Source organism: Streptomyces canarius, assembly GCF_014650735.1.
Taxonomy (GTDB): Bacteria; Actinomycetota; Actinomycetes; order Streptomycetales; family Streptomycetaceae; genus Streptomyces; species Streptomyces olivaceoviridis.
The window spans coordinates 207,681-226,042 of sequence record NZ_BMVN01000003.1 but is presented as its reverse complement, the minus strand read 5'-3'; the positions used below and the strand labels follow the sequence as shown (position 1 = coordinate 226,042).

Annotated in this window: 26 protein-coding genes; 2 read left to right on the top strand and 24 right to left on the bottom strand. The window is 69.2% G+C overall.

The annotated features are described in order from the left end of the window. Positions 1-3 precede the first annotated feature (3 nt). Positions 4-336 carry a DUF1360 domain-containing protein gene (locus tag IE294_RS05830; RefSeq protein ID WP_189882927.1) on the bottom strand — a complete coding sequence of 111 codons (333 nt, stop codon included), beginning with the start codon at positions 334-336 and terminating at the stop codon, positions 4-6. 498 nt (positions 337-834) lie between these two features. Between IE294_RS05830 and IE294_RS05825 the strand changes: the two genes are divergently transcribed. Next, positions 835-1,086: a hypothetical protein gene (locus IE294_RS05825; protein ID WP_189882925.1), complete on the top strand. Its 252-nt coding sequence runs from the start codon at positions 835-837 to the stop codon at positions 1,084-1,086. Positions 1,087-1,239: 153 nt separating this feature from the next. On the opposite strand, the gene IE294_RS05820 is transcribed toward IE294_RS05825, so the two are convergent. Continuing rightward, entirely contained in the window at positions 1,240-1,563 is a 324-nt protein-coding gene (locus IE294_RS05820) for a hypothetical protein (RefSeq protein WP_189882923.1), read from the bottom strand. Between the two features lie 36 nt (positions 1,564-1,599). Further along, the gene (locus IE294_RS05815; RefSeq protein WP_189882921.1) at positions 1,600-1,854 is read right to left on the bottom strand and encodes a hypothetical protein; all 255 of its coding nucleotides are present in this window, start codon (positions 1,852-1,854) and stop codon (positions 1,600-1,602) included. A 170-nt stretch (positions 1,855-2,024) separates the two neighbouring features. Between IE294_RS05815 and IE294_RS05810 the strand changes: the two genes are divergently transcribed. After that, on the top strand, positions 2,025-2,699 hold the full coding sequence (locus IE294_RS05810; protein WP_189882919.1) for a hypothetical protein: 675 nt from the start codon (positions 2,025-2,027) through the stop codon (positions 2,697-2,699). 195 nt (positions 2,700-2,894) lie between these two features. On the opposite strand, the gene IE294_RS05805 is transcribed toward IE294_RS05810, so the two are convergent. The 21 genes from IE294_RS05805 to IE294_RS05705 form a co-directional block, all read right to left on the bottom strand. Further along, a complete protein-coding gene (locus tag IE294_RS05805; protein ID WP_189882917.1) occupies positions 2,895-3,047 on the bottom strand; it encodes a hypothetical protein in 153 nt (50 codons plus the stop codon). 192 nt (positions 3,048-3,239) lie between these two features. Then, complete coding sequence (locus tag IE294_RS05800; protein WP_189882915.1) at positions 3,240-3,656, bottom strand: hypothetical protein; 417 nt, start codon at positions 3,654-3,656, stop codon at positions 3,240-3,242. A 314-nt stretch (positions 3,657-3,970) separates the two neighbouring features. Beyond that, a complete protein-coding gene (locus tag IE294_RS05795) occupies positions 3,971-5,563 on the bottom strand; it encodes a terminase large subunit domain-containing protein (protein ID WP_189882913.1) in 1,593 nt (530 codons plus the stop codon). 3 nt (positions 5,564-5,566) lie between these two features. Then, a complete protein-coding gene (locus IE294_RS05790; protein WP_059261738.1) occupies positions 5,567-6,163 on the bottom strand; it encodes a hypothetical protein in 597 nt (198 codons plus the stop codon). Then, on the bottom strand, positions 6,160-7,089 hold the full coding sequence (locus tag IE294_RS05785; protein ID WP_189882912.1) for a ParB N-terminal domain-containing protein: 930 nt from the start codon (positions 7,087-7,089) through the stop codon (positions 6,160-6,162). The genes IE294_RS05790 and IE294_RS05785 overlap by 4 nt, the downstream gene beginning before the upstream one ends. After that, positions 7,086-8,429 (bottom strand): putative antirestriction adenine methyltransferase, encoded by a 1,344-nt coding sequence (locus tag IE294_RS05780; RefSeq protein WP_189882910.1) that lies wholly within the window; start codon positions 8,427-8,429, stop codon positions 7,086-7,088. The genes IE294_RS05785 and IE294_RS05780 overlap by 4 nt, the downstream gene beginning before the upstream one ends. Positions 8,430-8,670: 241 nt before the next feature. Beyond that, positions 8,671-9,273 carry a hypothetical protein gene (locus IE294_RS05775; protein ID WP_189882908.1) on the bottom strand — a complete coding sequence of 201 codons (603 nt, stop codon included), beginning with the start codon at positions 9,271-9,273 and terminating at the stop codon, positions 8,671-8,673. 5 nt (positions 9,274-9,278) lie between these two features. Continuing rightward, on the bottom strand, positions 9,279-9,623 hold the full coding sequence (locus IE294_RS05770) for a helix-turn-helix transcriptional regulator (RefSeq protein WP_059261733.1): 345 nt from the start codon (positions 9,621-9,623) through the stop codon (positions 9,279-9,281). Positions 9,624-9,787: 164 nt separating this feature from the next. After that, positions 9,788-10,468, bottom strand: a complete 681-nt coding sequence (locus tag IE294_RS05765) for a hypothetical protein (RefSeq protein WP_189882907.1) — start codon at positions 10,466-10,468, stop codon at positions 9,788-9,790. Between the two features lie 119 nt (positions 10,469-10,587). Continuing rightward, positions 10,588-11,109: a hypothetical protein gene (locus tag IE294_RS05760; RefSeq protein ID WP_189882905.1), complete on the bottom strand. Its 522-nt coding sequence runs from the start codon at positions 11,107-11,109 to the stop codon at positions 10,588-10,590. Positions 11,110-11,191: 82 nt separating this feature from the next. Then, positions 11,192-11,956, bottom strand: a complete 765-nt coding sequence (locus IE294_RS05755) for a magnesium chelatase domain-containing protein (RefSeq protein WP_189882903.1) — start codon at positions 11,954-11,956, stop codon at positions 11,192-11,194. A 138-nt stretch (positions 11,957-12,094) separates the two neighbouring features. Continuing rightward, on the bottom strand, positions 12,095-12,298 hold the full coding sequence (locus IE294_RS05750) for a hypothetical protein (protein WP_059261728.1): 204 nt from the start codon (positions 12,296-12,298) through the stop codon (positions 12,095-12,097). A 123-nt stretch (positions 12,299-12,421) separates the two neighbouring features. Further along, complete coding sequence (locus IE294_RS05745; RefSeq protein WP_189882901.1) at positions 12,422-14,170, bottom strand: DNA cytosine methyltransferase; 1,749 nt, start codon at positions 14,168-14,170, stop codon at positions 12,422-12,424. A gap of 71 nt (positions 14,171-14,241) precedes the next feature. Continuing rightward, positions 14,242-14,763, bottom strand: coding sequence for a hypothetical protein (locus tag IE294_RS05740; RefSeq protein WP_189882900.1), 522 nt, complete (start codon positions 14,761-14,763; stop codon positions 14,242-14,244). A 119-nt stretch (positions 14,764-14,882) separates the two neighbouring features. After that, entirely contained in the window at positions 14,883-15,506 is a 624-nt protein-coding gene (locus tag IE294_RS05735; protein ID WP_189882897.1) for a hypothetical protein, read from the bottom strand. Positions 15,507-15,574: 68 nt separating this feature from the next. Further along, on the bottom strand, positions 15,575-15,961 hold the full coding sequence (locus tag IE294_RS05730) for a hypothetical protein (protein WP_189882895.1): 387 nt from the start codon (positions 15,959-15,961) through the stop codon (positions 15,575-15,577). A gap of 71 nt (positions 15,962-16,032) precedes the next feature. Continuing rightward, a complete protein-coding gene (locus IE294_RS05725) occupies positions 16,033-16,212 on the bottom strand; it encodes a hypothetical protein (RefSeq protein WP_189882893.1) in 180 nt (59 codons plus the stop codon). Positions 16,213-16,233: 21 nt separating this feature from the next. After that, a complete protein-coding gene (locus IE294_RS05720; protein ID WP_189882891.1) occupies positions 16,234-16,653 on the bottom strand; it encodes a hypothetical protein in 420 nt (139 codons plus the stop codon). Positions 16,654-16,763: 110 nt separating this feature from the next. After that, entirely contained in the window at positions 16,764-17,591 is an 828-nt protein-coding gene (locus IE294_RS05715) for a class I SAM-dependent methyltransferase (protein ID WP_189882889.1), read from the bottom strand. Positions 17,592-17,641: 50 nt separating this feature from the next. Then, the gene (locus IE294_RS05710) at positions 17,642-17,941 is read right to left on the bottom strand and encodes a hypothetical protein (RefSeq protein ID WP_189882887.1); all 300 of its coding nucleotides are present in this window, start codon (positions 17,939-17,941) and stop codon (positions 17,642-17,644) included. A gap of 72 nt (positions 17,942-18,013) precedes the next feature. After that, positions 18,014-18,343 carry a hypothetical protein gene (locus IE294_RS05705; protein ID WP_189882885.1) on the bottom strand — a complete coding sequence of 110 codons (330 nt, stop codon included), beginning with the start codon at positions 18,341-18,343 and terminating at the stop codon, positions 18,014-18,016. Between the last annotated feature and the right edge of the window lie 19 nt (positions 18,344-18,362).

Sequence of the window (18,362 nt, the reverse complement as noted above, 5' to 3'; positions counted from 1 at the left end):
GGCTCAGCCGTCCATGGTGTCGTCGCGCCGGTTCAGCAGGGCCTGGACGCCGGCGACGGCGAACCACTCGATGCCGTGGACGAGCCACGGAGCGTCGCTCCAGCTGTCGGTGGCGAGCAGGTAGGCGAGGAGCGTCACGCCGGACAGCCAGTAGCCGAGACAGTAGATGCAGCTGACGAGCTGGACGACGAACGCGCGCGTCTTGGAGTCGATCTTGTCGGCGTGCCAGGCGCCGAGGCGCTGCCGGGCTCCGTTCAGGATCGAGTCGTGGACGCCGAGCTGCGTTGCGCGGTACGCGGCGAAGCCGAGCACTGCGAGCACGGACAGAGAGATCACAGGCCGCCTCCGGTGAAGATCCCCAGGTCAAGAACGGCGGCAATGGTACTGCGCAGCAGTGCGCACGCAGTGCGCGCACTGTCGGGAGGCATGCGGCCGCAGCGGGCCAGACACCGATTGCGGGTCCCACCGGTCGGCGGCGGTGACACTCAAGGGCGGACTCAATCACTCCACTTAAAGCAAAAGCAAAATCTCGTCGACTGCACCCGGATAAACCCCAGAAATCGATCACCCACAGCGATACCTACTGACCTGCGCAACCTTAAAAAGCCTGCGATTAAATCGCAGATTTCTGCGATGCAATCGCACAGCGTCTGCGCAGGTCAGCGGCCTATATCTCCCCTACCACGCTTCGCCATGCCTTAGGCTCGAAGCGTCACCGCGAATCCGTAGGAGCGGCAAAGGGAAGCGCTCGGTGGCACCGTCACGCACCTTTTACCGAGAGCTTCCCCGCCGTGCCACGGTCGCACCCGTTCGAGAAACGAGAGGAACACAAGCGTGGCCACTTCCGAAGGTACCCCACCACGGGTGCCCGAACCGACGACACCGGAGCCTGGGCATCCGCCTGAGACTGCGAGGTCTACCCGGGCTTCCTCCGCTCTGGCCTGGGCGCAGCTCGCCCTGTGCACCGCCTGCGTCATCTGCGGCGTCATCATCGGCCTCAAGCACTCGGAAGACTTGGGGAAGACCTTGGTGGGCGCCGGCATCGGTGGCGCCGGCATCCGCATCATCATCAACGTCCGCCGGTAACGGCACAGCCTGACGGCTCGGTACCGAGGGAATCCGGTACCGAGCCGCATGACGGCCGAGGTCCGGGCGGGCGGCCGGCTTCAGCTGCCTGACGGGGGCGGCATGTCCACGCTGGTTCGTGTTCAGGACCGGAGGGCGCCACCATCGGGACGGCTACTCCAGCGCGTCTACATACACCGTGATCTTGGCGTGAGGTCGCTGGACGCCGTCAGGGCGGGCGGCTTGCAGAAGCCCGTAGTGGGACTCGATGCCCACCACCCGGAGAGGTACCTGCTCGGTCCACAGGGTGATGGTCTCGCCGATGTTCGGGACGCGAACGGGGCCTTCCACGAGCGCCAGGCCGAACGCGGGACCGTTGGGGCGGCGGTACGCGAACCAGATGCTCTGGTCGAAGGGGCCGAGGCGGCTGCCGGGCTCGTCGGCGTTCATTCCGGCGGCGTGCACGACCGCGATGGGTTCGGGCAGGTCGATAGTCATGGTGAGCATCGTCTCCCCAGAACCGTCCAAGGCGGGTCAGAACAGCGGCACGGTGTCGATGCCATCCGGGTCCAGCTCGCTCGGCTCGGCGGGCAGCTCCAACTGCCGGGCGGGGTGCGGCAGGTCCACGATGGTCAGCGAGCCAGGGCAGGACACCAGGGCGCTGCCGGGCTCGCGGACCTTATCGGGCGGGTCGTGCCGCCAGACACGGCCCTTTGTGAGGCGCCCGGCGACCGGGCCGGCGGCTATCGGCCGGCCGCAGTCCTGGCACTCGACGCGTGGCATTTTCACGCCCATCAGTGTGCCGGGCCAGGTACGGTGCGGGAGGCCGTCGGCGGTTATGCCGCTACAGCGTCCGGACGGTAGGGGTCGCACAACCCGAGCCGCCGACAGCCGCGCTCTCGTGAACGGTTGGGCAGATCAGCCCGTGCGGCGCCCACGCCGTCGGCAAGATTGCCCTCATGGATCCAGCAGTCACGGCCGCACTCATCACCACCCCCACCGCCGTCCTCGCTGCCGCAGCCGCGTACGCCGCTGGACGTGCCCAAGCACGAAGCGCGCACCGCGGACCGGTCGACGCGGTACGCCGCCAGCACCAACGCGACGCATACGCCGAACTCGCCCGAGCCACCTTGTCCTACCTGTCGAGCACCGGGAACGTGCAGCACCTGGTGGGGCACGTGTATGCGGTCCGCCTCGACTACGACCTCGCACCGGACGCCGCATCCCAACTGTCTGAGGCCCTCGCCCGCCCGGGCATCCGCAGCAGCGAACTGGCCGACGCCCTGGCCCCCCACAACGTTCCGGTAAGCCTCAGCATGGCCATGGGGGAGCTGGAGCAACTGTCGCCGACCTGGCGACAGGACATCGAAGGAGCCCTCCAGGTCGACGATGTCATGCGCGCCATGTCCGTGGTCACACTTGAAGGTCCCGACCATCTCGCAGAGCTGGCCGAACAACTCGGGGACCGGGCCAACTCCGTAAGAATCTGCTGGGCCAGGGCTGCGGCGTTGACGCCGTTCTACCCTTTCACGCGAATGACGACGGAGTGGGAGCCGATTGAGGTTCACAGTCGCCTACGTGACGCCCTCGAAGAGTTCACCCGGGCCGCGCGAGCCCACCTCAACGCTCACTAGCAAGCAGCCGGGATGCCAGAGCGGCGGTCGCCGATGGAGGGGTTAGCCGCCTACGGCGCTCTTGGTCGGTTCCGAGCCACTCCTGCGCGCGACGCGCAGTCCAGGCTGCGGCCACTGATAGGTGACGATCCGAGTGGTCGTGTCCCCCAGCAGGTCGACTTCCACCTGGTACCGAACCGTGCCGTCGCGCCAGTTCTACCGCGCGAGGACCGGGGCGTGCCGCCACGTCCCGCCCGACATCACCTTCACTGCCGGCCGGTCGGTCCTGGGCCAGGTCCAGACCTCGGGCCGGGGGCCGTCCTCCTCGCGCCACGGGCGGGCTGGCTGCGCGTCCGGAATCGTGCTCATACCTCCGAGGGTAGACACCCGGCGATGGTCACCTAGGAGGGGCTGTGCGGCTCGGGGAGCGGCTTGCCGTGTCGAGCGACGTCGAGCCCCCGGTGTCGGGTCGGCGGGGCCGGCGTGGGTGGTTCGAGGAGGTCTGCGGGTCGACGGTACGGGAAAGGGCCCGGAAGGCGGTGCCTTCCGGGCCCGTTGGGGTTACTTCTTCTTGCAGGGGCAGTAGCCGAGCTTCGTGCAGTCCCCGAACTTGGCGTGGAAGCGCTTGACGTAGGCGTCGAAGTCTTCGCGCCAGTAGCGGCCGAGGGCGTCGTCAGGTTCGAGGTCTTCGAGCATGGAGCGGATACCCCAGACGAAGTAGTCGGTCTGGCCGTATTCCTTGCTGTCCTTGATCCCGGGGAGCTTTGCCGATTCTTCCCAGGCGAGGTCGCTGAGGCGGTGGTAGCGGTCGAGGTCCGTGGTGAGGTCCTTGACGGCGTCCTGTGCCCTGGCCCAGCAGTCCTTCAGGTAGCCCGTCTCGTGGTCCACAGCGAACTGGAGGCAGGCGGCGAAGCCGGCCTTGCGGAGCTGCTGGCGGTCCTCGACGGGGAGGTCAGCGACGGCCTTGATGAATTCCATGTCAGATTCCCATCTGGTTCTTCCCGGCCATTTTGGCCGGGCAAGGCTTTCGGATTCCACTATTCAATTGGCAAGGAACTGGGGGTTGTTGAGTGATGCAAGTACTTTCTATCCAATAAACAACCCTTGATCCAGTGGAATTCTGGAATTTCCGGAAGGGAATTCTGAATCGAATAGGAGGCCCTGTGAGAGTCTGTGCCCCAGGGGTGGGGAGAAGGGGAGGCGGCAGCGGGGGACGGGCTGAGAGCGGCCGTAGACAGCCTTAAACCCCCTGGCGGATGCCGAGGGGGTTCAAGGGGGTCAGCCGGCCGGGATCAGCCGATACGACGCCCGTACGGGGACGCCGGCCGGTTCGGTTGCACGCTGCTCGGTATGCCGGTCCGCGCGCCGCTGGGCTGGGGGGCCTGCGGCAGCGGAGCGTGGACGATCGCGCCCGCGTTGGCCTCGGGGATTAGGCCGTACACCAGGACACAGGAGGCGTCGATCCGGCCGGGGCTGTCGGGGTCGGTCGGCTGCCAGGTCGCCCACTCACGCTCAAGGTCGGTGAACACCCCGCGCAGCCGAACCTTGTCCTGCACCATCTGCTGCGCGATCGGCTCCGCCCTCAACAGCTTCCCTTGCTTCGCGCGCACCGGGAGGACCGCCGGCATCAGGACGTGGTTCGGGATCTCCCCTTCCCGCTGGAGCTTCTCCCACGACGTCTGGATGGCCAGCACGCACATGTCGCGGCCGAAGTTCCACTCCACGTAGATGATCGACGCGTTCGTGCGGTACGCCAGCCTGCACGCGGCCGTGGACCATTCCGCCGACGACATCGGCGCCGACACGTCGTCGGTGATCCACACGCGGCCGTCGTCGCCGAGGAAGCCACCGATGACGCCCGCGGTGTCCCGGCCGCCGCCGGACGGGTCGATGGACACGGCGATCTTCTGCGGCTCCACCGGTGTGGTGGTGTCGCGGAGCAGGCGCAGCAGTTCCTCGGACACGAGCGCTCCTTCACCGGGCTGCGGGTCGCCCTGATAGAGGGCGTGCCAGTCCCGGACGATCGACGTCTGCTTCTTCTGCGCCCACCACGCCTTCAGCCGGGCCACGGCCCGGGTGGGGATCTTCGGGTGAGGCAGCGGCTCCCCCGCCTCCCGGCCAAGCGGGTCCGGCCCGAACTTCGGGTCGGCGACCGCGGGGAGGTGGATCACCTTCCACCGGCCGCCGTCCTCGATCCGGCCCTCTTCCTGGATGCGGCGGCCGGCGAAGTCATCGGGATGCCATCTGGTCTGGATCGCGACCACCGCGCTGCGGTCGGGCTGGAGGCGGGACAGGGCGGCCGAGCTGTACCAGTCGTGCAGCGCGCGCCGGGCCGCTTCGGATTCGGCGTCCGCGCGGTCCTTGTGGGGGTCGTCGATGATCAGCAGGTTCACGTCGAAGCCGGTCAGGCCCTTGCCCACCGAGACGGAGCGACAGCCGCCGCCCTTGGTGACCTCCCAGTCCTGCATCGCCCCGGAGCCGGCCTTCATCCGTAGCTCCCACTCGTCGCCGTACTCCTCGACGTAGCCGCGGATCCTCTTGCCCCGGCGCAGCGCCAGGTCGTCGCCGTACGAGGTGACCGCGACCTTGTCGCCCGGGTACATGCACAGCCACCAGAACGGGAACCACTCCGCGACCGTCGTGCTCTTCCCGACCTGGGGCGGGGTCAGGATCAGCAGCCGGTCCACCTCGCCCCGCCCGACCTCGGCGAGGGCCTCGCCGATGAGCTTCAGGTGCGGGCGCATCCGGAACGACCGGTCGAGGCCGCGGGCGAGCGTCACCGGGTCCCGCAGCAGGTCGGCGCTCATCGCGCGCCGCGCGGCCTGAAGCTGCCGGTAGACCTCTGCGTCGTCCAGGTGCTCCAGCTCGTCCACGGCCGTCGTCACGGGCTACTCCTCCTCGTCCTCGTCGTCGCCACCGTCGACGGCCTTGATCCGCTGGTTCACCGACGCCGCCAGCTCGCCGAGGCGGGCGCGGCGCTGCTCCGGGCTCATCTGCGCGAAGTCGGCGAAGTGCTGCGCCAGCGCGTTGCTGCCCTCGCTGGTGACCGCGATCGTCTCCGTGGGGTCGCCGAACAGGACCCGGCGGTGCCGCATGGCGACGTCCATCAGCCGGATGAAGTCGCCGGCGGACAGCTCGGCCGCGTTCAGCGTGGTGAGGCGCTGTGCCAGCTTGCCGATCGCCGCGCCGAGGATCTTCGCGTCGGTCTCGGCGGCCTTGCGGCGTTCCTCCAGCCACATCGCTTCGTACTGGCGGTCCAGGTGCCGGTCGTACGCCTCGACCCGCTCTCGCCACCGGTACTGGGCGGCGAGGTTCCTCACGTGCCCGTACGCGAGTGTCAGCCTCTGTGCGGCTTCGGTCAGGGTGCGGGTGCGGCCGAGGTCCCGGTAGGTGGCGAACTGTCCGTGTTTGTGGGGGGTCTCGTTGGGCTGACGTTCCCAGGGGTCGAGTTCGGGGCTGAGGGTGATGGGTGGACGGGTGCTCATGCCGGGTCGGTGGGGACGTGGTTCGGGCCGGACAGGTACTCGCCGGCGAGACGTTCGAGGAGGCGCCAGCCCTGCCCCTGCTCTATCTCGCCTCGGCCTTCTGCGGCTGCGATGGCCTTGTTGATGGTGACGGCGGCGGGTGCGGGCAGCGTGCGGGCGCCGAGGACGGTCTCCAGGCCGACGTGCCCTGAGTGGAGGTGGGTGCCGTCGGGGGCGGTGTAGCCCTCCTGAAGCTCGTCCAGGTGGCGCTCGACGATCGCGAGGATGGCGTGGAGGGCGGTGGCGACGTTGCCGACCTTGTGCGCGGCGTGCGTGGAGGCGAGCGTGTCCAGGGTCTGCTGGTAGTCGGCGCGTGCGGCGAGCCAGCTCTCGTTCTGGCCGAGGCGGGCCTGCTCGAAGGCTTCGCGGGCGGCTTCCAGCTCCATGGGCAGGAAGATCAGGGAGACGGTGGCGAAGTCCAAATTCGCTTCGGAGAGCCCTTCGGGGCTGACCTCGGCGAGGAGCTGGAGCTGGGCGTCGTCCAGGCCAGAGTAGGCCCGCCAGTCCACGTCCTCGATCTGGTCGTAGAGCTGCTGGAGGGTGGCCGGGTCGTCCTTGCCGGTGATGGCGTTGTGGGACAGTTGGCGGGCGATGAGCTGGTCCCTGCTCTGCGGGTCATCGATGAGCAGGCAGGTGATCTCGGTCAGGCCGGCTTCCACCGAGGCGTCGCAGCGGTGGTTACCTGAGAGGATCAGTTCCTCGCCCTCGGGGTACTCGCCGGCGCCGTAGATCAGCGGGGTGGAGGTGAGGCAGCCGTCCTCGCGGATGTTCGCGACGAGCCGGTCGTACTCCTCCTTGGTCTGGTAGTGCGCGTTGACCGCGAGGCGGGTGAGCTTGCTCGGGTCGCGCTGGACGAAGCGGACCCGGATGCGGGCGTTCTCGGTCATCGCATGTCCTTGCCGTGCTTGGTCTTCCAGAGGGTGAGGGCTTCGTTCAGGTCGTACTGGCCGAGGGGGCCGCCGTACTGGAGCTGGTAGCGGTGGATGCCGTCGGCGCCGGGCTCGGTGCGTTTCTGGAGCTTCACGCCGGGGATGCCGCGCCCGTATTTCGCGCTGTTCGGTCGGTCCGTGAACGCTGTGGTGGCCCAGCCGTCGATCCGCTTGGACAGGCTGCGCTGGACGAGGAGCTGCGCTTCCTTCGTGGAGGCGGCCATCACGATGAGCTTCGACAGGCGCCGGTACCGAGTCCAGGAGACGGGGAAGTCCGACATGAGGTAGGCGGTGTTCGGGTCGAACTTGGGCGGCAGGTACGCGATCGCGCCGATGAGCTTGCCGTCGACCGCGACACCGCACGCGATGAGCGGGCTGCCGGGCTTGATGGTCTTCGACATGAACTGGGAGCGGATCGCCGCGAACTGGCCGCCGGTGAGGACGTGGAGCGTCATGCGGTCGCCGAGTTCCTCGTCCTGCCCGATCTTCGGCATCGGGATCGGCTCGACGGGCTGCCGGGGCCGGACGATCCGGCGGGGGCCGGCGGCGGCGTACACGTAGATCGGCAGGCCGCGGTTCGCGGTCTGTACGACGCCGGCCAGCTTGTCCCGCAGCTCCGGGCGTTCGATGTGCAGGCCGAGGACCCAGTTCGGCCGGTCCTGGACCTGCTCGATGATGCGTTCCTTGCCGTCCTCGGTCAGTTCGTCGAACGACGGCTCGGGCCACTCGAACGCGGCGTCAATGCTCGCGAACTGCGCCTGGTAGTCCTTCGCGTAGAACGGGGGGAACATCACCACGGGGGCGTCCGGGGGCACCTCGGAGTCGAGGTAGTCACGGACGTCGCCGGCGAAGAACGATCCCAGGCGGGTCTGAAGGCCGCGGAGCTTCGTGGCGGTCTTCTCGTGCATCCGCTCCCACTGGTCGCGGGTGGCGTCCATCATCCGCCGGTAGTAGGCGCCGTCCTTGCCGACGTACTGGAGGAACCGGGTGCCGAGCATCAGGGTGGCGAGGAGGTCGGTGCGGTCCTCCAGATAGGGCTTGAGCCAGCCCAGGGACTCCTCGTACTCCGCGCGCAGTGTGTAGTCGAGCGGGCCGCCGGCGAGGTACCAGCCGAGCGCGCAGCTGTACGCCTGGATGTCGTTGCCGTGGACGCGGCGCGAGTCACCGAACCGGGCGTGCAGCACCCGCTCGATCGTGAAGTTCCCCGAGCAGCCGACGTAGATGTCCTCGCCGGGCCAGGTCCCGGCGTGCTCGTAGATGATCGAGCGGAGGGGCGCGGGTATCGAGCCGTGGAACATGGGCCGCTCCTGAAGTCCGTCTGCGCAGTACGCACCACTGCGGGTTTGTCGGCCCATTGTCAGCGGTTGGACGGAATGCGAAGGCCCCCCACCCGGGGGCTTGGGTGGAGGGCCTTCGTAGAGCGCCGGCCAGGGCTTGCACCTGGACCGCCCAACTGGAAGCCGGGCCGTGCTGCTTACACGCACCAGCGCGAGGACGGTCGCGCCGCTGCTCGAACGACCGTCCGAATTGGAGCTTACATCAGCTGGCTCCGTCCGAGTCGTCGCCGCGGCCCCCCCTGAACTTCACCTGCCAAGACCTCCACCTGAGCCCGATCAACACCGAAGTGGCACACACTGCGGCGATCGCAATCAGTAGCCAGCCCACGTCGAGCGCCTGGACGACGGCCACGATGAGCGTCAAGGTCACGACGATGCCGTCCAACATTCGCCAGCCATCCCGGCCTGGCCGGACCTTGCGGCGGCGCGCGGCGCCCCGGGCGCGACCGACTTTGGCGGTGATGCGGGCTGCACCGACTGCGAGGGGCAGGGCGAACAACAGGCCCTTCAAGGAGCGGAGCAGCCAGTTCTTCGAGGAGTCATCGAGGATGAAGTGCAGCTCGTTCTTCCACGCGCGGGAGAGGTGGGGCCAGTCCTCCTTGGGGGTGCTCAGCCGGGCCGCGTAGAGCACGAGGAACGGGAGCCTTAGCGTGGCCAGTCGCGTCAGGGTCGTGCCCAGCTCCCAGACGATGGGCACGACGACTCCGACGATGAAGGCGACGCGCCAACCGTTGAAGTCCTCGCCGAGGAAGGTTCCTCCCTCGGCCGCCTTGGTGGCCAGGTTGGCGCCGATCGCGTTGTGCATGTCGGTCAGACCCCCTTGGGGCTCGGGTTGAGGCCCCAGCCCGGCGAGGATGCCGGCGGACGCACGCTTTCGCTCAGTTCGACGAGGGCGCAGTGCGCTTCCCGGACGCCTTCGCCGGTCATCCAGTAGTAGCGGCGGGCCCTTCGGTTGTTCTGCCGGGCGGTCTCCTCGTCTTCGTCCTCCTCTTCCACCCAGCCGGCTTTCTGCATGCGGGCGAGGGCGGGGTAGAGGGAGCCGCTGCCGACGCGGGCGGCTTCCATCAGTTCGGTGGCGTAGAAGCGGCGGGTCGGGTCTTCCAGGAAGGTCTGTGCGATCCTCACCGCCGCGGGCGTGAGGTCCTTCTGTTCCATGGCACGAGAGTACCCCCATCTGCCAGCCTTGCATAAGCCTGATTGAGACTTCTGCAAGACTGGCAGATGGGGGGCGTTGTCCGCGCCGTGAGGTCCGGGGTTCCGCCTGTGACGGCCCCGTTGCCTGGTCTGGGAGTGGGGGGAGGCTCGGGGGGTTGGTCTGCTTAGACGTGCGTGTAGCCGCTGAGCAGGTCCAGTTGGACCGCGGTATGGTTCCCGCTCTCCTGGGCTGCGGGTCTGTCGTGGTTGAGGTGAACGGCGACCGTCCATTCCCACCAGGCGGGCCGGTCCTTGCGGGGCCCGCCGGCCAGGATGAGCTGGTCGGCCTTCACGTCGTGCACGGTGCCGTCGAGTGTCAGCCACACCTCGCACCAGGGCAGGCCGGGCCTGGTGACCATGGCGTGCTGGTGGATGTCGCCCCAGCCGGGGTGCAGGGCGCCAGGCTTGACCCAGGTCCAGGTGCCGGGGCGGATGTCGCCGGGGCCGGCCGGGCGGTGCTGGTACGGCGGCTTCTGTCGGCGGACGCGCCGGGGCTTGGACGGGTAGTAGTGGGACGGCGGGTAGTGCGGGTGCGCCTCCCGGTACGCCTTCAGGTCGGCGGCCTGGCGCAGGATGACGTCGGTCGCCGTGTAGCAGCGGGGTCCGAGGTGCCAGTTCCGTGGGCCGCGGGTCTCCCACCAGGTGGTGGCGCCACAGGTGCAGCGGTGCTGCCGTAGGAACTCGCCGGCGGTCTCGCAGGGCCAGGGGGTGGCGCAGGTCCGGCACTGCCAGTCCACTTCGCGCGTGCCGGTGGGCAGGTGCTCGTCGGGCAGGCGTATCGGGCGGATCGTCCATCGTGTGGGCATCTGTGATGTCCCATCTCGTCGGGGTCGGGTGTTGGTGGTCTGCGTCCTGGTGGGTCCGGTAGAACAGGCGTGAGGGCCGGGGAGCGCTGCCTGCTCCCCGGCCCTCACCAGTTGGTGGGTCAGCCGACGGGCTTCATGCCGTCTGCAACGCACGTGGCGCACGGCTTCTTGTGCGTGCAGGCGCCGTGAGGCCGGCCGTCACGATCGGCGCAGTGCATGCAACCGGCAGGGTGCTGGGCGGCGGGGGCGGCGGCGTCCTGCGCCTGGTCCTTGTCGGGGTCCTCGGGGAGGGCGATGCGCAGCGTGCCGAGCAGGTCTGGGACTTGCTTCCAGTCGGCCGCGAGGAGCGATGCCGTGGTGTGGAAACTGCGCATGTCGAGCAGCGTGTCCCGGATGTGCCGCTGTGTGGCGCCGTTCAGCTTGCTGCTCGTCTCGTCGCTGAACCGCCAGATGATGTCCTCGCCGTGGTGCACGGTGGTGAGGACGCTGCCGTTGACGCTGATGGCGGTGGCGGTGGGCAGTTCCTCGCGGATCAGGTGGGCGATGAGGAGCAGGCCGCGGTCGAGGACCTCGCGCCGCTTCTTGGCGGCCTCGCGGTAGGCGTCCTCGAAGTACTCGGTCCAGAAGGCCTTGCTGGGCATGCGGGTGATTCCCTTCGTGTGCTCTGGTTGCTGACCGGGGTAGGGCCGGGGAGCGCTGCCTGCTCCCCGGCCCCGCGGGGTGTTACGCGCGGGCCATCTCCGCCAGGAAGTCGAGGGCGGCGCCCAGGGTGTTGACGCCGACCGTGGTGACGTCGATGCCCTGGCTGGCCTCGTCGAAATTCGCGACGGGCACGATGAACTTCCGGTGGCCGGCGGCCCGGCCTGCACTGATCCGGGCGGTTACGTCGGCCACGGGCCGGATCGAGCCGTCCAGGCCCAGTTCGCCGATGAGGACGACTTGAGTGAGCGCGGCCGGGTCGATGCTGCCGCCGGCGGCGAGGACAGCACAGGCGGCGGCCAGGTCGAAGGCGGGACTGGGGGCCGTGCAGTTCGGACCGATGTAGACGGCGTTCTTTCCGGTAGGCCAGGTGTGGCCCGCGTTGGTGATCGCGGCGCGGATGCGGTCGCGGGTCTCGGCCGCGTAGGCGGGCAGGCCGTCGATGGAGAACGAGGGCGAGGCGGCCTGTGCGCGCGTCGCGGTGACCGCGAGGACGCGGTCGGCGGTGGCGGTGAAGGCGTCCGCGGTGCCTGCCTCGACGGTCACGACCGCGGCCTGGGCCGGGTCGGCGGGCCAGGCGACTCCCCGGCCGCGGCCGTCGGTGTCGAGGATCACGCCGGTTCGGTACAGGGCGTTGCCGACCACGTAGTTCGACGTGGGGAGGTCGTCCAGGACGCCGGCCGGCTGCGCGTCGAGGACGGCGAACTTCAGGTTGTACGGGTTGCCGTTCTCGGTGAGGACGCCGTCGGCGATGACGCCGATCCGGGTGGGGCGGGCGGTGGTGGCCATTCGGTGGCTCCTTCTGGGTGTGGTGGTGTGCCGGCCCCGGGTGGGGGCGGCTGACGGTTCCTGGGCGGGCGGCGCGCACCGGGCCGGGGCCCGTCACGCCGCCTGTTCAGGGGACGGCCCCGGGGGCCGTCCGGCCGGTCAGATGCCGAACTCGCAGTACTCGCAGAACACCGTGCGCACCTGCCCCTTGTCGTTGAGCAGGGGCGTCAGCTCCGCCGTGCACTCCTTGCAGGTGCCGAAGCTGGTCGGCGGGACGGTGGGCGTCGCGGGCTGTATGGGGCGCGGCTCGGGGGTGCGGTTCGCGGTGGTGTTCGCGGTGGTGGGGGTGATGCGGATGCTCATGGCTCGCTGCCCTTCTGTGCAGGTTGGTGTGCTTTTGAACTACTTTCATTCTGCCCGAATCGACTTGCCCTAGCCAGTTAAGACAAGTCGATTCAGTAAAGGAACTTCTAAGAAAACCGCAGGTCAGGCGGCCATCGCGTACCGGTCGATCTCCTCGCCGGTGATGCACTCGACCAGCGCGCAGTACAGGACTTCCGCGACCGCCGGAGTGACCGCATTGCCGAGCTGACGCACCTGGTGCCGCTTGGAGCCCAGGATCTTGTACTTCCCCCTGAACGCCATCGCCTTCTTGATCTCCTCGGGTTGGAGCATCCGGAACAGGACGTCGTCGATCCGGAAGTCCCGGCTGACCAGCGCGTAGCGGTCCCGGGTGGGCAGCGCTCCGATCGGGTCGGTGACCGGGCGGGCCTGCCCGTTGCCGTAGTACGGGACGAGGAGGTGATCCGGGGCGGTCACCAGGCCATGGTGGTTGCCGCCGGCCGAGACGGTGTGGAGCGGGTGGCCTATGTGCCGGGCCTTCTCCTTGTCGCCGCCGCCCCGCATGGGGACCACGAACGGGAGGTAGGCGAGGGCGGTCTCGGCTCGGGCCGTCTGGGTGCGCAGCGGGTCTTCCAGCCGCATGGCCTTCTTTCCTGTGCGGCCCTCGCAGGGGATCAGCAGGGGCGGGAAGGCGATGCCGTCGGTCTCGACCGTCGTCCGGGTCGGCATGGGCTGGCCGAGGTGGATGGCCTTGTCCCGCCAGGTCCCGCCGGCTGGGACGAGGAGCGGGCTGCCGGGGGCCTCAGGCAGCTGCTCCTCGTCGGCGCCGCCGAACAGCGAGTCCTGCCCGTCCAGCTGGTGGAAGTCCGCGCCCCAGCCCCAGTACTTGGAGCCGCCGGCCCGGATGCGGGCGATCGTGGCCGGGGCCAGGCCCTCGGGGCAGTCGTCGGTCTTCTCGCGGTCGCCGATCGGCGTTCCCGGGATCGTGAAGTCGATGGCAGCCGCCGCGGGGAGGACGTACGGCTCAACAACCGCCCGGCAGTCCGAGCGGGGGCAGCGGTAGTCGTAGCTCTGCCGGTAACGGCCCATGTCCTTGCCCGGCTTGCGGAAGACCTGGACTGCGCGGACCTGCTCTTCGCAGTCGTAGCACCAGGCGTCAGGCCGCAGCACCCACTTGTCGAAGTCGGGGTCCCGGCCCAGGCTCTCGTGCCAGTAGACGAAGTACAACCTGTCGCGGGACTGCGGGACACGGTCGAGGGTGCGCGGGGCGACGTGCATCGAGTTGATCGCCAACAGCTTGGTCCGGTACCCCAGCTTGCGGAACTCGCCGACCCACCGGTCCCACTGATCCCAGCCCCGGCAGTCAATGACGTTCTCGACGACCCCGCCGAGGACCAGGCCGCCGCGGTTGATGACGCCCCGCAGGTACATCGGGACTTCTTCCATGAGGGCGCGGCTACGCTCCTCGGCGGCCCGGCGCTCCTTCTCGCTCTTGAACTCGGGCTCGTCGAAGTCGAAGTCGCCTTGCAGGGTGCGGTCGAAGTCGACCTTCACACCCCGGGCCGCCGACCACTTCGGGCACTCGGGCGACGCCCAGAACAGCTGGCAGACCGGCCACTTCTCGACCGGGGCCCGGCGTATGTCGCCCTTCCACAGGTCGCAGTGCGGGTTGTTCCAGGCGTGGGTGGCGAGCGCGACGTCCCAGTGGTTCGCGCCTCTGGTGACCTGCACGCCGGGGACCGCGTCGGCGCCCTGCGTGTCGCCGCCGGCCCCGCAGAACCAGCTCATGGCGGTCAGCACGCTGCCGTCGTGCTTGTACGCGCGGGCGGGGCTGGGGGCTGGGGCGGTGGATGCCGCCGCCATGGCGTGTGTGGTGGCGTCTATGTAGGGCACGTCGTCTCTCCTTGCTGGCATGAGTGGGCGCCGCCCTGGTCGGGGCGGCGCCGGCTGGGTGGGGTGGGAGGTCAGCAGCCGCAGGTGCCGTTGGCGGCGGGCACCTGGAAGCAGCGGTCGCAGGCCTTCGGGCGGGCGGGGACGGTGACCCGGGGCCGGGCGGCCGGGGCGGGGGCCATAACGCGGCGGCTGACGAACCGGGCGGGGTCGTCGAGCGCGTGGGCGGGGATGTGGGGGGTGGAGGCGGCGCGGGCGGTCAGGGTGGCGGCCTGGCCGTCGCTGAGCTTCGCGAACACTGCCTGCTGGGTGCGGTAGTTGTTCCGCTTGCTCTGCCGGGTCCAGCGGGTGGTGATCGTGCCGGTGGTGCCGTCCTGCTCGATCTCGTGCATGGAGGTGAGGAGCTGGGCGCGGACCAGCTTGGCGAGTTCACGGCCGGGGACCAGTTCGGTGCGCTCGGTGGTGGGCTGGCCGGGCTGCCAGATGGTGAGGGTCGAGGTGTAGGTGGCGTTCTCGTCGATCTGGAGCTGGGCGAGAGCGGCGTCCGCGTCGGCGTGGAGGGCGTCGAGGGTGGTGCGGCGGATGTTGGCGCGCATGCGGTCTCCCGGTCGCTGGTGGGTGTGGTGGTTGACTCAAGATCATTCTTTCCAAATCGGCTTGCCTTAGCCAGTTTGGACAAGCCAATTCAATAAAGAGACTTCTAAAAAACCGCAGGTCAGGCGGTCTTGACGGGCTGGGCGTCGCGGGGCAGGTCACAGCTCGGGCACTTCAAGACGTGCCAGTCGTTGTCCCTGCCGCAGGAGCACCACCAGCCGGCGAAGTGCCAGCACCACGAGCCGCCGCCGATGCCGTAGCGGCATTCACCGTCGGGCTGGTAGACGTCGGCGACCCCTTCGGCGCCCCGGCCTTCGTCCCACCACTGCCAGCTCGTGGTGAACACGACCGTGCGGCGCACGCCCACTGCGGCGGGGTCCACGGGCTTCACCTGGGCGCCGGGGCGGCCGGTGAAGAACGACACCGCCCTGTCGGGGTCCTCGTCGAGGAGCGGCCAGCGAATGTGCGCGACGGCCCGCCTTGGGTTGCCCTGGCGGTCGGTGCCGCCCTCGATGAAGTGGACGCTGCTCGGGCTGTCGGAGTAGCCGTCGATGACGTGCACCGTTTCCACGGAGTCGTAGCCGTACTCGTCGGCCAGCTCCAGCGTCCGGGCGGAGAGTCGGCGGACGGTGTCGAGGGTGAAGCGGGGCATCAGAAAGCCGTTCCAGCGGCAGCCAGGGTCCAGCCGCGCGTCGTACGGGCCGAGCGTGTCGTCGATGCAGACTCTGGTCTCGATCTCGCTCATGGTTCGTTCCTTCCGGGCATGGGCGACGGGCGGGACGCCAAGGCGTCCCGCCGGTCGTGGTGGGCTGGTCAGAGGCGGAGCAGGCCGCGGAGCACGTCCATGCCGCTCTGCTCGCGCGGCAGGGTGGGGCGTTCCTCGGCGCGCTCGCGGATGATCACGAGCGTGTCGGCGGGGACGGCGTCGCAGGCTCCGTCCCAGATCGGGCCGTCATACAGGACGACGAGCGGCGTCGCGCGGTCCTCGGCGGTGAGGCTGCGGTGTCCGGCGCAGCCGCAGCCGGTCTTGTCGGGCCGGGGGTCGGCGGTGTACGGGGTGGCGTGGTCGAGCCGGTCGGTGTGCCCGTTCAGCTCGATCGTGGCGGCGAGCACGATGTCGCCCTTGCGGACTTCGCCGGCCGGGATGGCGGTCTCTCCTGGGTTGAGATGCGGGCCCTTGCAGCCCTCGCGGTGTCGCATGGCGTGCCTTCCGGGTGTGGGTCCGGCCGGGACCCCATGGGGTCCCGGCCGGCTGGTCGTGCTGGGCTGTGTCAGTGGCTCTGGGCCGGGTTGATGGCCGTCGTGTGATCGTGGCCGGTCTGCTCGCGGTCGTGCGCCATGCCGCGGGCGCAGGTGGCGAGGTGCCCGGCCCATCCCTTCTGGGGGCCGTCGGGGATGATCCGGTAGACGAAGCAGCGGTGGCGGCAGAACGTGCAGTAGGCGCCGGGCACGGCGTCCTCCTTGTGGGGTGGTCAGAAGAGGGAGGGCGGCGGAGTCGGCCGCTGTGCGCCGAGTTCGGGGATCGTTTCGCCGGTCTGCTCAAGCCACCACTTCGCGAAGTGCAGCCGGTGGCACCAGGCGTCCGCCGGGGGCAGCTTGTCGAGGCGGTCGAAGCAGAGCAGGACCAGGCGGGCACCGCCGTTGCGGCCGGCGAGGCCGGCCAGTTCGGCGTAGATGCGGTCGATGCCGTGGCCGTTCAGGATGCGTCGGTAGCTGAACTCGTAGGCGTCCTGGGGGAGGTTCTGGGCGAGCAGTTCCCGAGTCGGTGTGATGAGCCGGGCGTGGCCGCGCAGTTCGTAGCCGAGCGTGAATCTGGGGTGGCCTGCGGTGGTGCGGATCGGAGCGCCCATCTCGGGCGTGAACTCCTGGTAGGTGCAGGTGGCGAGGTCCATCCTCGTCCTTTCCGGTCTGCGGGTAGTGCTACTTACATTCTTCCCGAATCAGCTTGTGCTAGCCAGATTTCACAAGTCGATTCGGTAAAGAAGTCCAAAAGAGACGCTGGTCAGGTGGTGGTGAACAGGTCGAGCTGGCGGGGCTGGCTGTGGTGCCAGCCGTGAGTGGGCAGTGGGCCGCCGGCCTGGGCGTCGACCACCAGGAGGACGGTGCGCACGTTCGCCCCGGACGGCGCGAACGAGTCGTCGGGCAGCGGGGCGAAGGTGCCCTCGGCGAGGGCGATCAGCTCACGGAACTCGACGGTGGCCCGGTCGCTGTGCCACAGGACCGACTCGGGCATGACCGCGACGAGCGTGCCGTCGTCGTCGAGGAAGCCCAGCGCGTGCTTCACGTGCTGAACGGCCGCCGAGAACGGCGGGTTCATCAGCACTCTGCTGTAGCCGTGGGGGCAGTCGAGCGGGTCCAGGTCGAGGAAGTCCGCGTGGACGATGCGGCGCGCGGCGTCCTGCTCGCGGAGGGCTGCGACGCGCCGCTCGTCGATCTCGACGCAGTCGATGATCGCGCCGCACTCGGCCGCCGGGCCCACGATCGATCCGGTGCCCGCCGAGGGCTCCAGGACACTCATCACCTCGCGGATGCCCGCCTGAGCGAGCATCTCGTCCACCACCCGCGGCGGGGTTGGGTACCAGCCCTGCTCGTACCGGGTGGGGAACTCTCGGCTGGCGAGGCAGGCCCGCATGAACGCCTCCACGTGGAACGGGAAGACGTGGGCGCGGACCGCAGTTCGGCCGTCCCACCGGCCGCCGATCTCCTTCAGGACCTTGTTCACCTGCTCGTAGACGGCGTGGTCCAGCTCGAACGGGATCTGCACCCGGTCGCCGGCGATGACCGTGCGCTCGTCGGTGAGGACGTCGTAGACGCCGCTTGGGATCTCCATCGGACTCCTCCTGGATGGATAGGGGTCTGGCCCCCTGAACGGGGCTTAGATCAGTAGAGGTGGCCTACGGTCTCGTCGACCGCGCGGGCGATGGTGTCGAGGTCGTCGGTCGGCTTGACCGGCAGCGCGAGGGTGTCGCCGAGCTGGTCGTTGCGCAGGAACAGCTCGCCGGTCGGCTGGGCGCCGATGGTGAACGGGGTGCCATCCCAGGCCCGGAGGTGGCCGGTGGTGGCCCAGGGGCCGGGTTCTGCCCCCCACTGGTCGCCGAGGTACGTCAGGGCGGCCTTCGCGATGTCGTACGGAGTGAAGGGGGGCACGTCCAGGTTGTGGAAGCTGACGGGGTCCTTCATGGCTTCTGTCTCCTTGGAGGGGTGGAAGGGGGCGCACCGCAGGGGTGCGGTGCGCCGCGCTGTGGGCGGGTGTCAGGCGTGGGGCTGGCCGGCGGCGGCCCGGATGTGGACTTCGGTGCGGTCGGCGCCGCACTGGGCCACCAGGTAGCGGATCTGGTTGTCCATGCCGCTGTTGTTGAGGTCGGCGGCCTGCCTGCCTGCTTCGTCGTAGGCGGCGTCGGAGTCGACGTCGTCCCACGAGCCGGTGTTGCTCTCGTCGCTGGCGTAGCGGGCGGCGGCGTCGTGTACCGCTTCGTCGAGGTCAAGCGGTTCGAGGCCGAGGGCCTCGGCGAGGGCGATCAGGCGGGCGGCTGCCTCGGTCTCTTCCGAGGTGAGCTGGGGACTGGCTTCGATGTCGATCACTTGCTGCTCCTGGGGGTGG

What these genes read in the sequence shown, in the direction of transcription:
- IE294_RS05820 (WP_189882923.1), bottom strand. Translation starts at nt 1,563, where the DNA reads ATGACTATCGACCTGCCCGAACCCATCGCGGTCGTGCACGCCGCCGGA.
- IE294_RS05810 (WP_189882919.1), top strand. Translation starts at nt 2,025, where the DNA reads ATGGATCCAGCAGTCACGGCCGCACTCATCACCACCCCCACCGCCGTC.
- IE294_RS05805 (WP_189882917.1), bottom strand. Translation starts at nt 3,047, where the DNA reads ATGAGCACGATTCCGGACGCGCAGCCAGCCCGCCCGTGGCGCGAGGAG.
- IE294_RS05800 (WP_189882915.1), bottom strand. Translation starts at nt 3,656, where the DNA reads ATGGAATTCATCAAGGCCGTCGCTGACCTCCCCGTCGAGGACCGCCAG.
- IE294_RS05790 (WP_059261738.1), bottom strand. Translation starts at nt 6,163, where the DNA reads ATGAGCACCCGTCCACCCATCACCCTCAGCCCCGAACTCGACCCCTGG.
- IE294_RS05785 (WP_189882912.1), bottom strand. Translation starts at nt 7,089, where the DNA reads ATGACCGAGAACGCCCGCATCCGGGTCCGCTTCGTCCAGCGCGACCCG.
- IE294_RS05780 (WP_189882910.1), bottom strand. Translation starts at nt 8,429, where the DNA reads ATGTTCCACGGCTCGATACCCGCGCCCCTCCGCTCGATCATCTACGAG.
- IE294_RS05775 (WP_189882908.1), bottom strand. Translation starts at nt 9,273, where the DNA reads ATGCACAACGCGATCGGCGCCAACCTGGCCACCAAGGCGGCCGAGGGA.
- IE294_RS05770 (WP_059261733.1), bottom strand. Translation starts at nt 9,623, where the DNA reads ATGGAACAGAAGGACCTCACGCCCGCGGCGGTGAGGATCGCACAGACC.
- IE294_RS05765 (WP_189882907.1), bottom strand. Translation starts at nt 10,468, where the DNA reads ATGCCCACACGATGGACGATCCGCCCGATACGCCTGCCCGACGAGCAC.
- IE294_RS05760 (WP_189882905.1), bottom strand. Translation starts at nt 11,109, where the DNA reads ATGCCCAGCAAGGCCTTCTGGACCGAGTACTTCGAGGACGCCTACCGC.
- IE294_RS05755 (WP_189882903.1), bottom strand. Translation starts at nt 11,956, where the DNA reads ATGGCCACCACCGCCCGCCCCACCCGGATCGGCGTCATCGCCGACGGC.
- IE294_RS05750 (WP_059261728.1), bottom strand. Translation starts at nt 12,298, where the DNA reads ATGAGCATCCGCATCACCCCCACCACCGCGAACACCACCGCGAACCGC.
- IE294_RS05740 (WP_189882900.1), bottom strand. Translation starts at nt 14,763, where the DNA reads ATGCGCGCCAACATCCGCCGCACCACCCTCGACGCCCTCCACGCCGAC.
- IE294_RS05735 (WP_189882897.1), bottom strand. Translation starts at nt 15,506, where the DNA reads ATGAGCGAGATCGAGACCAGAGTCTGCATCGACGACACGCTCGGCCCG.
- IE294_RS05730 (WP_189882895.1), bottom strand. Translation starts at nt 15,961, where the DNA reads ATGCGACACCGCGAGGGCTGCAAGGGCCCGCATCTCAACCCAGGAGAG.
- IE294_RS05720 (WP_189882891.1), bottom strand. Translation starts at nt 16,653, where the DNA reads ATGGACCTCGCCACCTGCACCTACCAGGAGTTCACGCCCGAGATGGGC.
- IE294_RS05715 (WP_189882889.1), bottom strand. Translation starts at nt 17,591, where the DNA reads ATGGAGATCCCAAGCGGCGTCTACGACGTCCTCACCGACGAGCGCACG.
- IE294_RS05710 (WP_189882887.1), bottom strand. Translation starts at nt 17,941, where the DNA reads ATGAAGGACCCCGTCAGCTTCCACAACCTGGACGTGCCCCCCTTCACT.